The 12948-nt window shown below is 73.2% G+C and carries 11 protein-coding genes; 6 read left to right on the top strand and 5 right to left on the bottom strand.

The features are described from left to right. Positions 1-81: 81 nt before the first annotated feature. The 4 genes from DZA62_RS00355 to DZA62_RS00340 are packed head-to-tail and all read left to right on the top strand — an operon-like array spanning position 82 to position 3008. The gene (locus DZA62_RS00355; RefSeq protein ID WP_116946822.1) at positions 82-816 is read left to right on the top strand and encodes an ABC transporter ATP-binding protein; all 735 of its coding nucleotides are present in this window, start codon (positions 82-84) and stop codon (positions 814-816) included. Then, on the top strand, positions 813-1583 hold the full coding sequence (locus DZA62_RS00350) for an ABC transporter permease (RefSeq protein ID WP_116946821.1): 771 nt from the start codon (positions 813-815) through the stop codon (positions 1581-1583). Before DZA62_RS00355 ends, DZA62_RS00350 begins: the two co-directional genes overlap by 4 nt. Then, positions 1574-2158, top strand: a complete 585-nt coding sequence (locus DZA62_RS00345) for a DUF998 domain-containing protein (protein WP_116946820.1) — start codon at positions 1574-1576, stop codon at positions 2156-2158. Before DZA62_RS00350 ends, DZA62_RS00345 begins: the two co-directional genes overlap by 10 nt. A 10-nt stretch (positions 2159-2168) precedes the next feature. Continuing rightward, positions 2169-3008, top strand: a complete 840-nt coding sequence (locus DZA62_RS00340) for a Nif3-like dinuclear metal center hexameric protein (protein ID WP_116947491.1) — start codon at positions 2169-2171, stop codon at positions 3006-3008. On the opposite strand, the gene DZA62_RS00335 is transcribed toward DZA62_RS00340, so the two are convergent. Further along, entirely contained in the window at positions 2975-3880 is a 906-nt protein-coding gene (locus DZA62_RS00335; RefSeq protein ID WP_116946819.1) for an aldo/keto reductase, read from the bottom strand. The two genes, DZA62_RS00340 and DZA62_RS00335, sit on opposite strands and share 34 nt — an antisense overlap. Further along, the gene (locus DZA62_RS00330) at positions 3877-5727 is read right to left on the bottom strand and encodes a hypothetical protein (RefSeq protein ID WP_116946818.1); all 1851 of its coding nucleotides are present in this window, start codon (positions 5725-5727) and stop codon (positions 3877-3879) included. Before DZA62_RS00330 ends, DZA62_RS00335 begins: the two co-directional genes overlap by 4 nt. A gap of 69 nt (positions 5728-5796) precedes the next feature. Here DZA62_RS00330 and DZA62_RS00325 point away from each other — a divergent pair, with 69 nt between their 5' ends. Beyond that, on the top strand, positions 5797-6723 hold the full coding sequence (locus tag DZA62_RS00325; protein ID WP_116946817.1) for an amidohydrolase family protein: 927 nt from the start codon (positions 5797-5799) through the stop codon (positions 6721-6723). Between the two features lie 10 nt (positions 6724-6733). Next, positions 6734-7468, top strand: coding sequence for a GntR family transcriptional regulator (locus DZA62_RS00320; RefSeq protein WP_116946816.1), 735 nt, complete (start codon positions 6734-6736; stop codon positions 7466-7468). 152 nt (positions 7469-7620) lie between these two features. On the opposite strand, the gene DZA62_RS00315 is transcribed toward DZA62_RS00320, so the two are convergent. The 3 genes from DZA62_RS00315 to DZA62_RS00305 are packed head-to-tail and all read right to left on the bottom strand — an operon-like array spanning position 7621 to position 12937. Then, entirely contained in the window at positions 7621-7806 is a 186-nt protein-coding gene (locus DZA62_RS00315) for a hypothetical protein (RefSeq protein WP_157987383.1), read from the bottom strand. After that, positions 7803-8630 carry an LLM class F420-dependent oxidoreductase gene (locus DZA62_RS00310; protein ID WP_116946814.1) on the bottom strand — a complete coding sequence of 276 codons (828 nt, stop codon included), beginning with the start codon at positions 8628-8630 and terminating at the stop codon, positions 7803-7805. Before DZA62_RS00310 ends, DZA62_RS00315 begins: the two co-directional genes overlap by 4 nt. A 53-nt stretch (positions 8631-8683) precedes the next feature. Continuing rightward, the gene (locus tag DZA62_RS00305; RefSeq protein ID WP_116946813.1) at positions 8684-12937 is read right to left on the bottom strand and encodes an Ig-like domain-containing protein; all 4254 of its coding nucleotides are present in this window, start codon (positions 12935-12937) and stop codon (positions 8684-8686) included. Positions 12938-12948: the final 11 nt, after the last annotated feature.

Raw genomic sequence — 12948 nt, 5'->3', positions numbered from 1 at the left:
CCGGGGGTGCCGGAAGTCATGCCGGCGATTCCTGACTTCCGGCACGCGCGGGCGCCTACGGCCGGTCCCTAGCGTCGAGGCATGAGCGAATCCACCATCGTCGTCGACCACGTGCACAAGCGGTACGGCGACACCGTCGCGGTCGACGACATCAGCCTGCGGGTGGCACCCGGCGAGGTGCTGGGTGTCCTCGGCGTCAACGGCGCCGGCAAGACCACGACCGTCGAGATGATCGCCGGGCTGCGGGCGCCGGACCGCGGCAGCGTCAGCGTGCTGGGCCTCAACCCGCGCCGTGACCGCGCCGCCCTGAGCCAGGTGCTCGGCGTGCAGCTGCAGCAGTCGTACCTGCACGGCGCGCTCACCGTCGCCGAGCTGATCGGCCTGTACCGCACCTTCTACCCCGATCCGCGGCCCGCGGACGAGCTGCTGGACCTCGTCGACCTGCACGGGCAGCGCCGGACCCGGTTCGAGTCGCTCTCCGGCGGCCAGCAGCAGCGGCTGTCGATCGCGCTGGCGCTGACCGGCCGGCCGCGCGTGGTGATCCTGGACGAGCTGACGACCGGGTTGGACCCCCGCGCACGGCGGCGCATGTGGTCGGCCGTCGAGAGCCTGCGCGACGAGACCGTCGTGCTGGTCAGCCACGCGATGGACGAGGTCGAGCGGCTCTGCGACCGGGTCGCGCTGCTGGACGCCGGTCGGGTGATCGCGCTGGACACCCCGGCCGGGATCGTCGATCGGGCCGGCACCACGACTCTCGAGGACGCCTTCGTCGCCCTGACCGGCCGGGAGCCGGAGTACGAGGAGGAGGCGGCATGAGCACCGCGACGATCACCGCCCACCGGCCGGGACCGGCGGCCTGGGTCGCCCTGATGGTGTGCGAGGCCAAGATGGTGATCCGCGACACCGCCGGGCTGGTGGTGCCCATCGGGCTGCCGCTGCTGATCATGGTCATGAACGCGTCGGCGGCGTCGGACGAGGAGATCGCGCACGGCCGGTCCGCGCTCGACGTGTACGTGCTGCCGCTGGTGTTCACGATCGTGCTGGCCACCATCGGCATCGTGAACATGCCCAGTTTCCTCGCCTACTACCGCCGCTCCGGCATCCTGCGCCGGCTCGCCGTCACCCCGGCGTCGCCGGCGATGGTGCTGGTCGCGCAGCTGGTGGTGAGCCTCGTGCAGGCGGTGATCGGCATCGGCATCGCGTTCGGGGTGGCGCTGCTCGCGTTCGGGGCGCGGCCGCCGGTGAACGGCTGGGCCGCGCTCGGCGTGGTGGCGCTGGCGATCGCGGCGATGTACGCCGCCGGGATGATCGTCGCGGCGGTGGCGCCGACGCCGAACTCGGCGGTCGCGATCGGCCTGGTCGGCTTCTTCGCGCTCGGCGCACTCGGCGGGCTGTTCGGCGGCACCGACGCGCTGCCGTCCGCGGTGGCCCGGGTCGGCGAGTGGCTGCCGTTCGGTGCGTCCGTCGAGGCGCTCTCCGACGCCTGGGCGGGCACGCCGGTGGACGGGGCGCACCTCATCGCGCTGGCCGTCGCGACGGTGGTCGGCGCCGTCGTGGCCGCGGTGGCGTTCCGGTGGGACTGACCGGGTCGGCCGCGGCGGCCCTGTTCGTCGTCGTGTTCACCGTCGACGGGTGGCTGCGCCCGGGCTACCGGCCGCTCTACCACCCGGTCAGCGCGCTGGCGCTGGGCCGGCGCGGCTGGATCCAGACGACGAACTTCCTGGTGGGCGGCGCCGGGTTGCTCGTCGGCGCCGCCGGGCTGTGGGTCGACGCCGGCCTGCCATGGGTCGCTGCCGCGGTGGCCGTGCTCGGGCTGGCGCTCGCCGCGTCCGGCGTCTGGCGGATGGACCCGATGCGCGGCTACCCGCCCGGCACCCCGTCGTCGACGCCGGAGCAGTTCACCCGGGCGCACCGCTGGCACGACAACGTCGGCGCGCTGCTGTTCCTCGGGCTGCCGGTGACCGCCGTGCTGACCGCGGTCACCGGGCCGGACGGCTGGCTGCGCTGGTGCTCCGTCGCGACGGCGCTGGCCAGCGGGCTGCTGTTCGCCCGGTTCGGGATCGGCTGGGAGGCCGACGACGCGCGAACCGGGCTCTGGCAGCGGCTGACCATCGTCGTCGGATGGACGTGGCTGGCGGTGCTGTTCGCGGCGGCCTAGGTTGAGTGCCGTGACGACGCTGACCGCAGCCGCCCTGATGGCCCGCATCGCCGCGGCCGACGGCGCGCCGCCCCGTCCGACCACCGTCGACGGCGTCGTGGCGGGCGACCCGGACACCGTCGCCGCGGGGGTCGCCGTCACGACCCTCGCCACGCTCGACGTGCTCGACCGGGCGGCGGCCGCCGGCGCCAACGTCGTCATCACCCACGAGGCGCCGTTCTACGACCACCTGGGCGCCGCGGGCCCCGACCTCGAGGCCGAACAGGACCCCGTCTACCTCGCCAAACAAGCGTTCATCGCCGAGCGCGGGCTGGTGGTGTGCCACTACCACGACGGCTGGCACCGGCGCCGCCCCGACGGCGTCGACGAGGGCGTCGCGCGGGCCTTGGGCTGGACGCTCGACCCGGAGCCGGCCGCCGCGGGCGTCGCGCTGTGCACCGTCGCACCCACCACGCTCGGCCTGCTCGCGGCCCACGTCGCGACGGCGCTGGGGGCGCGGGCGCCACGGTTCGTCGGCGATCCCGCGCTGCCGGTGACCCGGGTCGGGCTCGACCTCGGCAACCGCGGTTTCGCGCGCAACCGCACCCTGCTGCGCCGCGACGACGTCGACGCCGTCGTCATCGGCGAGGCGCACGAGTGGGAGACCGGCTCGTACGCCACCGACGCGGCCTGGCTGGCCGGCCGCGGCGGGTCGCCCGCAGGACTGGTCGTCGCCGGGCACGTGCCGTCCGAGCAGGCCGGCATGCGGTTCTTCGCCGAGTGGCTGGCCGCGCTGGTCCCGGACGTCGCCGTGCGATTCGTCGCGACGCCCGACGCCTACACGGCGGTCAGCAGCCCGGCCGGGACGTAGCCGGCCGCGGCCAGCTCCGCCCACAGCGGCGCCGGGATCTCCCGACCGGCCGCCTCGACGTTCGCGGCGACCTCGGCGCCGGACCGGCAGCCCACGAGCACGGTGCCGACCGCCGGGTGCAGCAGCGGGAACTGCACGGCCGCCGCGGCCAGCGGGACGTCGTAGGCGGCGCAGATCTCCTGGCAGCGCAGCGCCCGGTCCAGGACCGCGGCGTCGACCGGCCGGTAGTCGTACCTCGCCGCGGCCGACGGCTCGGCCAGCAGCCCGGTGTTGAAGACCCCGCCGACGACCACCCGTGTCGCGGTGGCCGCGCAGGTCGGCAGCAGCGTGGTGAGCGCACGGTGGTCGAGCAGCGTGAATCGCCCGGCGATCAGGACGACGTCGACGTCGAACTCGCGGACCAGCGCGGCCAGCGGGTCGGCGTGGTTCATCCCGAAGCCGATGGCCCGCACCACGCCCTCGTCGCGCAGCCGGCGCAGCGCCGGGTAGGCCGAGCGCCGAACCGCGTCGGCCGCGTCGTCCGGATCGTGCAGGAACGCGATGTCGACGTGGTCGCGGCCGAGCCGGTCCAGGCTGGACTCCAGCGACGCGCGGATGCCGCGCTCGGTCCAGTCGGGCGCCACGGCGTCGCCGGCGCCCAGCAGCCAGCCCACCTTCGTCGACACGACCGCGTCGGCGCCGGTCTCGCGCAGCCCGCGGGCCAGCCGTTCCTCGGCCAGTCCGTGCCCGTAGCGCGGCGCGGTGTCGAAGTAGCCGACGCCCAGCTCGGCCGCGACGCGCACCGCGTCGAGCGCGTCCGAGTCCGCGACCGGCGTGAACAGCCCGCCGAACGCCGCGGTCCCGATGCCCAGGCGCGGCAGCACGACCGTCATGCGCCCGCGACCAGCGTCGGCGTGACGGCGCGCAGCGCCAGCTCGAGCGTGAGCCGGGCCTGCGCCCGCGGCTCCAGCCGGACCGTGACCCGCGGCCCGCCGACGGGCTCCGGCGGCGCGTCGTCGAGGGCGACGGTGCGGATGCGGTGCTCGGCGAACGAGCCGCCCTGCACGACCAGCGTCCGCGGCCGGTCACCGGTGTTGACCAGCTCGACGACGGTCCGTTCCGGGTCGATCGACGTCACCAGCGCGGCGACGTCGTCGGGCAGGCCGGGTCGCACGCCGTCGCCGTGGAACCAGCGCAGCTGCAGGTGCGCCGGAGAGCCGTTGTAGAGCACCTGCGGCGTGCCCGTGGTCAGCTGCAGCAGGATCTCGGTGACGACGGGGTTGCGGTTCTGCCAGAGGTGGATGTCGAGCGCCGACGGCCCGGCGACCGGGTCGGTGTCGTCGCGGGCGATCTCGTCGAGGCGTTGCGCGCTGGTGGCGAGCGCGCTGCGCAAGGCCCGCTCGGGATAGTCCGGGTTGCGGCCGGCGAGGTACTCGAACCACGGCTCCTCGTGGCCGTTCTCCTCCTTCGTCCGCTGGTCGTGGACGGCGCGCCAGTCCCACGAGGCGCCGGCCCGCAACGCGTCGACGCGGCGCAGGTCCTCGTCGGCGCGGCCGAAATGCCACAGCCAGATCAGGTACTGCGTCGGCGGGACGTTCCAGTCGAACCAGCCGGCGTCGCCGCGGCGGTGCGGCACCATCAGCGTCGGCCGGTCGCCCAGCCCGTCGAGGTGGCGCGTCCAGCGCGAAGTGACGGAGCCGACGTCGTCCGGGCGGCGCCGCTCGGCCTGCTCGAGCGCGACGTCGAACGGGTTGCGGGCGAGGTCGAGGAAGGCGTCGTCGCCGGTGACGAATGCCGCGTTGGTGCCGGCGACGACGGCGGCGCAGGCCATCGACTGCAGTCCGTGCGGCCAGGACCAGCCGTAGTGGCCGCCGTACCACCGTCCGCCGAGGTACTCGCCCACCTGGCCGCTCAGCCCCGCGTTGTCCGGGACGACCGGCCCGCCGGCCCAGCGGTCCCGCCACGCGCCGACGTACTCGACCACCCAGTCGGCGTAGCGCTGCTCGCCGGTGAGCAGCCAGGCGTGCACGGCGAGGCTGGTCGAGAGCACGTTGGCGAAGGTGTCGCCGCGACCCATGCGGTCCCACATCTCGCGGCCGTAGGCGCGCGCCTTCGCCGGGTCGGCCACCAGCTCGTCGAACGAGTCGTAGCCGAGCCAGTCCAGGGGCAGCCCGTACGGCCGCAGCGGCAGGCTCCACGGGAACGCGACCTCGTGGTCGCCGAACCCCCAGCGTGGTCCGGCCGCGCCGTTGTGCGGCGCGCGGATGATCCGGTGCTCGGGGTCGTAGTTCGGCCCGCCCGGCAGGTAGAGATCGGCGAATCGGCGGGCCTGTTCCACCCGCGGGCCGCCGGGCCCCGCCATGCAGCGGGCATAGAAGAACAGCAGGCTCTCGCCCTGGTGGAACCAGTCGTAGCCGCGCTCGTACCCGTCGACCAGCATGCCCATCTCGGTCAGCTGCGCGGTGACGCCGGCCCAGTGCCGCTCGGTGGCCGCGAGCAGGTCGTCGCTGCCGCCGAGCAGGTACAGCATCGGCCAGTTGAAGAACGCCTCGTAGAAGTCGTCGACACCGTCGCGGTCGTCGGACCCCTGCCCGAGCTTGTCGTGGAAGACCAGCCGTCCGTCGTCCGCGGTGTAGCGGTCGGCGAACACCCGCCAGGCGTGGTCCTGCTGGGTGAACAGCTGCCGCTGGAGCCGGGCCCACTCCGGGACCTCGGCCGGCCGCCGGGACGACACGAGCACTGCACACCTCACAACCGATTCGTGGCGATTATCTTTGATCGATAACCGATTGCGTCATAGTGTGGTCCGGTGCGCACCACTGTCAAGACGCGGCGACCGGCCGACGAGACCGCCGCGGCAGGCGGTGAGCCCGTCGTCGACTGCCACGTGCACCTCTGGGACCCGGCGCTGGGCTTCGGCTGGATCCGCCCCGGCTCCCCGCACCACCGCCCGTTCGCCCTCGACGACCTCGCGGCGTCGGCCGGCGGCACCGGCGTCGTCACGTCCGTGCTGGTCGAGGCGTCGCGCGGCGACGCCGGTGAGACCGCCGCCCTGCGCGCGGCCGCCCGCCGCCGTCCCGACCTGATCGGCGGCTACGTCGGCAACCTGCACTGCTACGCCGGCCGCACACCACGCCAGTTCGCCGCTCTGCTGCGTCGCTGGGGCGACGCCCGCCCCGTCGGCATGCGGGCCGGCGGCGGCACGTGGGCGGACGTGCCGCCCGGCGTCGCCGCGCTGCTGCCGGTCCTCGCCGACCACGGCGTCGTGCTGGAGCTGAACATGGGTGCCGGCGCCGTCCGCGTCGGCGCCGAACTGACCGAGCGGCACCCCGGGCTGGTCGTCGTCCTCGACCACCTGGGCAACCCGCCGAACGTCGCGCACGCGGACCCGGGTGACTGGCTGAACGACCTCGACGCGGCCGCCGGCCGGCCGAACGTCGTCATCAAGGTGTCGGGGCTGCTGACGCAGCAGCGCGGCGCGGCGCCGGCCGACGTCGACCGGCTGGTCGCCGCGGCGCTGACCGCCGTCGGCGCGCAACGGTGCATGATCGGTTCGGACTGGCCGATCTGCCTGCCGGCCGGCTCCCGCGCGTCGTCGCTCACCGCGTCGGCGCGGACGCTCGACGACCTCTGCGCCGAGGACAGGGCGATGGTGCGGCGCGGCACGGCGCTGCGGGTGTACGGACTACCGACCGCTGAAGTGGCACGATGGACGGAGCTCACTCGTGATGATTGATGGGGATGGCATGGCAGTGCGTGGCACCACCCAGCCCGAGGGCGGATTCGCGTCGTCCCTCGCCGGCAAGGACCGCCTGCGTCCGGCGCTGCTGTCCGACCAGGTGTACGACCTGCTGCGCACCGCGCTCATCGACGGCGACCTCCAGCCGGGCGAACGCGTCGTCGAGTCCGAGATCGCCCGCCGGCTCGGCGTGAGCCAGGCGCCGGTGCGCGAGGCGGTCAAACGGCTGGCCCGCGAGGGCGTCCTCGAGCACATCCCGCGACGCGGCAACTTCGTCGCCGAGGTGTCCGAGCGCGACGTCGAGCACGCGCGCCAGGTGCGCGAGCCACTGGAGCGGCTGGCCGGCGAGCTGGCGGCCACCACCATCACCGCCGCCCAGCTGTCGCGGCTCGACGTTCTCGTGGGCGAGATGCACGACGCCGTCGCACGCGGCGACCTCAGCCGGTTCCGCGACGCCGACATCACCTTCCACGCCACCGTCGGCGAGGCGGCCGGCAACCCGTTCCTCGCCCGCATGTGGGGCGTGCTCGAGCCCAGCCTGCGGACGCTGCGCGCCATCGCCGACCCGCTGTTCGACGGCGACTGGCAGGCCATGGCCGACGAGCACGGCCGGCTGGTCGCGCTGCTGCGCGAGGGCGACCCGACGGCCGCCGGCCAGGCATTCGCCGAGCACGCCGCCGGCCGCGGCCCGGTCCCCGACCGCCGCGCCACCCGCGCGAAGCGCACCCCCGCCGCCGACTGACGGGCGCACGCCGCCGACAGGCCGCTTCGGCAAGGCCGGCGACGTGCTCGGCCAGGCTCGTTGTCGTTCGGCCGTCCGGTTCGTCCAGGTGTCCGGGGCGGCCAGCCCTGCCAAGCCGACCAGCAGGACGCGACCCGTGACGAGCGCGCCGGCTAGCCGATCAGGCCGTCGGCGCGCGCTCGCCAGAGGTGTTCCCGGGCCGGCTGGGTGTCCTCCATGAGCTGGCCGACGTGGTCGGCCGCACGGCCCCGTAGCACCTGGTAGCCGTCCTCCCGAGCCTGAGGGTCGTGCCGGCGCATCAGCCGCATCGCCCGCTCGAACCGCTTCGCGGCCGTCATGCGTGCCGCGCCCACTCGTCGAGTGTCGCCAGGAGCTGCGACTCGGGACCGGGCGGTAGCAGCAGGAGGCACCGGTCGGCACCCGCCTCGGCGAGCGCGTCGAGCAGCGACTTGTCAGATGGCGTGCCGAACACCGTGATGGGGACGGGTCCACGCCCGGAGTCGGCGGCCCGACGGCGCAGTGCTGCGGCGCGCTCGCGCAGCTCGTCGACGTCGGCCAACGGACCGCACTGCGGGAACCAGCCGTCGCCGTAGGCGAGCACGCGGTCTTCGACGCCCGGGCCGTTGCCGCCGACGAGGACGGGCGGGTGCGGCCGCTGCGACGGTTTCGGCCACGACCACACGGGATCGAAGTCGACGTACTCGCCATGGAACTCCGCCTCGTCGTCGGTCCAGATGCGGCGCATCGCCCGCACCCGCTCAGACAGCAGCGCCATGCGGGTGCGCGCGTCGGTGCCGTGGTTGGCCAGTTCCATGCGGTTCCAGCCGGCACCCACCCCGAAGAGGAACCGGCCGCCCGAGAGGCGGTCGAGCGACGCGACCTCCTTGGCCGTGACGATCGGGTCACGCTGGGTCACCAGGCAGACGCCGGTGCCGAGCATGAGCGTCCGGGTGACCGCCGCGACGGCGGACAGCGCCACGAACGGGTCGTAGGTCTCGGCATAGGCGCGCGTCGAGCGTCCGTCCGCCCGACGGCTGTGCACCGGGATGTGCGTGTGCTCGGGGAAGAACAACGACTCGAAGCCGCGCTCCTCGACGGCCCGGCCGAGCTCGGGCGGCTCCAGGCCGTAGGAGCCGGCGAAGGTCGTGATCCCCATGTCCACGGCGCACAAGCTACCGGGGCCGGGCGCGAACGCCCGGCCCCGGCTGCGGAGCCTCACTTCAGGGGCGTCCAGTGCGCGACGGCCGCGAGCGGGCCGTACACCCGGGTCTCCACGGTCACCAGGACCCCGGCCGCGGTGAACCAGCCGTCGAACCGGTACCCGTCGCGTTTCGGCAACGGCAGGACCCGCAGCGCCGTCCCGGCCTTGACGGTGCGCACGCCGACCGGGCTGCCGCCCGCCGGGTCGAACGTCACCTGGTGCACCGGGTCGGTCCGGTGTTGGACGGACACCTCGACGGTCGTGGTCGCGCCCGCGTAGGCGATGGTCAGCGGCAGCGCAGGTGCCACGGCGCCGCTGTCGAACCCGCTCACCATGTCCGCCGTCACCGGCACGACCGTCGTGCCGCCGTCGCTCCACGTCGCCTCGATCGCCAGGCCGTCGACGTTCAGGGCCTCGCCGACCCGGTACTGGGTCTGGTAGCCGGTCCCCTCGATCGGCGCGATGCCGGTGACGACGGCGGACCCCTCCGACGGCCGCAGCCGGATCGCGTTGTCGCCGCCCGCGTAGTGGTACACGTTGAGGTACCCGTCGGCGGCGATCGGGTTGGCCGCGTCGCGGTCGAGGCCGCTCCACACCGTCGCGCCGTCGACCCGCAGGACCAGCCGGGTGCCGCCGTCGACGCTCACCGCGCCGAACTCGATGTCGTGTTCCTGACCCGCTTCGATCGCGGTGTTGGGGATGACGTCGATCATCGTCTGGCCGGGCTTCCAGCTCTGGAACTCGATCTGGTCCTCCTTGACGACGACCAGGTAGCCCTTGTTGGCGTTGACCCAGGTCGGGTCGCCGGGCCGGTCGGAGCGGACGGCGAAGCCGTACCAGCCGCCGGCGAACTCGCCGATCGACGCGGTGAAGCGGAGCAGGCCGCTGCCGAACCGCTCGCCCTGGTAGCCGTACACGCCGTTCGCCGAGACCCGGACGGTGCCCTCGTCGAAGTCGACGGCATCGGACGGCGTCCAGTTCGCGGCGTCGGACAGCTGCCCGCCGAGGCCGATGACCGGGTGCTCGGCCGCGCCGACCGTGACGGCGACCGTCGCGGTCAGCTCCGGGTTGGCGCGCGAGGTCGCGGTGATCGTCGCCGTGCCGGCCGCCACGCCGCGCACGGTGCCGTCGGCGTCCACGGTCGCCACCTCCGGCGCGGACGACGTCCAGTCGACCCGCCGGTTGGTGGCGTCGGGCGGGCTGACGGACGCGGTGACGGTCCGGCTCTCGCCGGGCTCCAGCGTCAGCTGCGCCGGGTTCACGTCGATGCCGGTGACGTCGGTCGGCACCAGCGAGACGGTGACGTCGTCGACGTCGATGTGTGACGCGCCCGCGACGTAGAACCCGAGCGTGCCCGACGGGCTGTGCCCCGGGTTCTCGCCTGCGACGACCTGCTGACCGTCGACGAGGACGGCGACGGACGGCCCGCGGGCCACCACCCGCACGGCGTAGACGGTGCCCGGCTGGAGGCCGCCGCCCGCCGGCAGGACGGTTTCGGCCAGCGTCTGCCACTGCGCGTTGTACAGCGTCCAGGTCGCGCCGGCGGCGGCGTGCCGGTAGCGGATGAAGCCGCTGCCGTTCGCGCCGTTGCGCTCGTACGTGATCAGCTCGGTGCCCTCCGGCAGCTCGGCCGGCGTCCTGAGCCGGTAGTCGAGCACGTAGTCGGAGAACGCGCGGTCCAGCTGGCCGTTCGCGCCGTTCAGGATCCGGTACCAGTGGTTGCCGGTGTCGTCGGCGACGATGGGGCGGTTGCCGTCGACCGGCCAGCCGTTGCCGCCGGACTCGAAATCGGTCGCGTGCAGCACGCCGTCGCCGTCGGCCACGGTGACGACCGCCTCGTCGCGGATCGCCGGGTCGGCCACCGACGCCACGGACACCACGGTCTCGCCCGGTGCCAGCGCCGTGATCTCGCCGGCAGCGGAGACCGTCGCGACCGCCGGGTCACTGCTCGCGTACGCCACCTCCTGCTCGGTCGCGTTCCACGGCACCGGCTCGGCCCGGAACGGCACGGTAGCGCCCAGCTCGACGGTGAAGGTGTCGCCCGGCAGGAACAGCCCGGTCAGCGGGATCGTCTGCGGGCCGTGCGGAAGGCCGACGACGCCCTGCGGGCCGATGTCCTCGAACGCCACCGGCGCGAAGCCCGGGATGCGGTCGTACGCGACGGCGTCCTCGGTCAGCCGGAAGTCCTCGCTCTCCCAGTCGACGAAGCCGGGGTTCTGGTCGGCGACCCAGTTGTCGGCGTAGTTCATCAGGTTCTCGACGTCGCGGGCCCCGTGCTGGTTGACGTCCGGCGAGCGCTCCATCGTCGGGTTCCAGACCAGGTTCTTCGCGAAGAAGTTGTGCTCCGGGTAGTAGTGGTTCTCGTCCCAGAAGCTCAGCAGTTCGGGGTACTTCTCGCCGTACGGCGTGCCGACGAAGTCGCCGTTCTCGGCGAACAGCTTCTCCCACGCCGGACGGTAGTCGGTGTCGACCTTGTTGCCCGGCTGGTCGCCCATCCACATCTCGTAGTTGTCGTACGGGACGAAGGTGTCGACGAAGATGTTGTTCTCGGCGGTGATGTGGTCGCCGGACCCGCTCTTGATGGCGTCGTTGCCCATCCGGTAGAAGACGTTCTCACTGATGGTGAGGCCCATGGTGAGGTTGTCCGGATAGACGCCCTCCACGCCGTGCCGGCCGATGCCGGTGTCGTGGAAGTAGTTGCGCCGGATGACGGTGCCGCGCTCGTGCGGCGTCGCGCCGGCGTTCATGTAGATGGCGCCGAGGTCCTGGAACTCCTTGCAGATGTCGTAGATGTCGTTGTACTCGATCAGGTGGTCGTTGCCGTGCACGATGATGCCCGGATGCGGGGCGTCGTTGATCTCGTTGTTGCGGGCCACGTTCCCGACGCCGTCGAACATGACGCCCGGGTTGTACGCCTTGTGGTAGTAGGCGAAGTCGTGGATGTGTGAGTTCTCCACCCGGTTGTTGCCGGGCTCCAGCGTGTCCTCGTCGCCGCCGTTGAGCACCACGCCGACGCCGCCGACGTGGCGCAGCTCCGACGAGACGACGGCGTGGTCGCGGCCGTCCCAGCCGCTCGGGATGCCGTCGTAGACGTAGCGGCCGGGCGAGTTGATGTAGACGCCGCCGTCGGTGAAGTTCTGGATGTCGCTGCGGGCGAACGTGACGTTGCTGCCGCCGAGCACGGTGGCCGCCGTGGCCCGGCCGTACTCCATGACCAGCTCGTCGAAGGTGATGTAGGACGCGTTCTCGGTCCGGACCATCGGCTCGTCCAGCATCGTCACCGTCACGTCGCCGCTGCGGGTGCGGAACGCGGCGTTCGGCATCAGGTACAGCACGCCGGTCGCGCGGTCGATGTAGTACTCGCCCGGCGCGTCCAGCTCCTCCAGCAGGTTCTCGGCGAAGTGGAAGTCCGGGTACCACGTCTTCATCAGCCCGGACATCTCGCCGTAGCGCAGCGTGATGGTCTTCGCCTCGGTGTCGATCGCGGCGATCTTGTTGTACGACCACTCCCAGCTGTAGCCGAAGATGCCGTCCAGCCAGACGTCCTCGGCCTGCGTCCAGTACTGCGGCCGGTCGTAGCTGTAGCTGAACGTGCCGCCGCGCTCCTGCAGGTCGGGGTCGTCGACGGTCGGGCCCGGGTCGACGATCTCGTTCATCTGGACGGTGCCCTCGTTGGGCCAGCGGGCCAGCGTCATGCCCTGGCCGCCGACGTACAGCTCCATCGGCGGCACCTCGGAGACGTCGTTCGCCTTCCAGTACCCGTGCCGGCTGGTCTCGCCGTAGTCGGTGATGCCGAGCGCGGCGAGGTCGACCTGGAGGACGTCGTCGCGGGCGGACTCGTCGATGATGCGGCCGAGCACGGCGTCGTCGGTGACCGCAGTGAAGCCGTCGTGGTCGAGCTGCCGGCCACCGCTGAGCCGGACCGTCTCGCCGGGGAACGAGCGGTAGACGATCGGCGCCTCGGCGGTGCCGGAGTCCTGCTCCTCCAGGCGGAACGACGAGGTCCGCTCGTAGGTCCCTTCGCGCAGGTAGACGGTGACGCCGCCGGCTGGCAGGCCGCCGTCGGCCTTGAGCGCGCGGATCGCGTCGCGGGCACCTTCGAGAGTGGCCAGCGGCGCGGTCTCGGAGCCGTCCTGGGCGTCGTCGCCGCCTGGCGCGACATGGAGGACGGCGCCCGGCTCGGCCGCCGCGGGTTCTGCCTGGGCCGCCGGATGGAGACCGGCGACCAGCAGGCACGCCAGCACGACGATGGGCATGAGGCGTTTCATGGTGCGGTTCC

The sequence above is a fragment of the Jiangella endophytica genome (assembly GCF_003427025.1).
In the GTDB taxonomy this organism is placed as follows: domain Bacteria; phylum Actinomycetota; class Actinomycetes; order Jiangellales; family Jiangellaceae; genus Jiangella; species Jiangella endophytica.
The sequence above is the reverse complement of the archived record's forward strand: the minus strand, read 5'-3'. Positions and strand labels throughout refer to the sequence as shown.

Excerpts from the sequence above, each read along its gene's own strand:
- DZA62_RS00350 (WP_116946821.1), top strand. The coding sequence starts at position 813 with ATGAGCACCGCGACGATCACCGCCCACCGGCCGGGACCGGCGGCCTGG.
- DZA62_RS00320 (WP_116946816.1), top strand. The coding sequence starts at position 6,734 with ATGGCAGTGCGTGGCACCACCCAGCCCGAGGGCGGATTCGCGTCGTCC.
- DZA62_RS00305 (WP_116946813.1), bottom strand. The coding sequence starts at position 12,937 with ATGAAACGCCTCATGCCCATCGTCGTGCTGGCGTGCCTGCTGGTCGCC.
- DZA62_RS00315 (WP_157987383.1), bottom strand. The coding sequence starts at position 7,806 with ATGACGGCCGCGAAGCGGTTCGAGCGGGCGATGCGGCTGATGCGCCGG.
- DZA62_RS00335 (WP_116946819.1), bottom strand. The coding sequence starts at position 3,880 with ATGACGGTCGTGCTGCCGCGCCTGGGCATCGGGACCGCGGCGTTCGGC.
- DZA62_RS00355 (WP_116946822.1), top strand. The coding sequence starts at position 82 with ATGAGCGAATCCACCATCGTCGTCGACCACGTGCACAAGCGGTACGGC.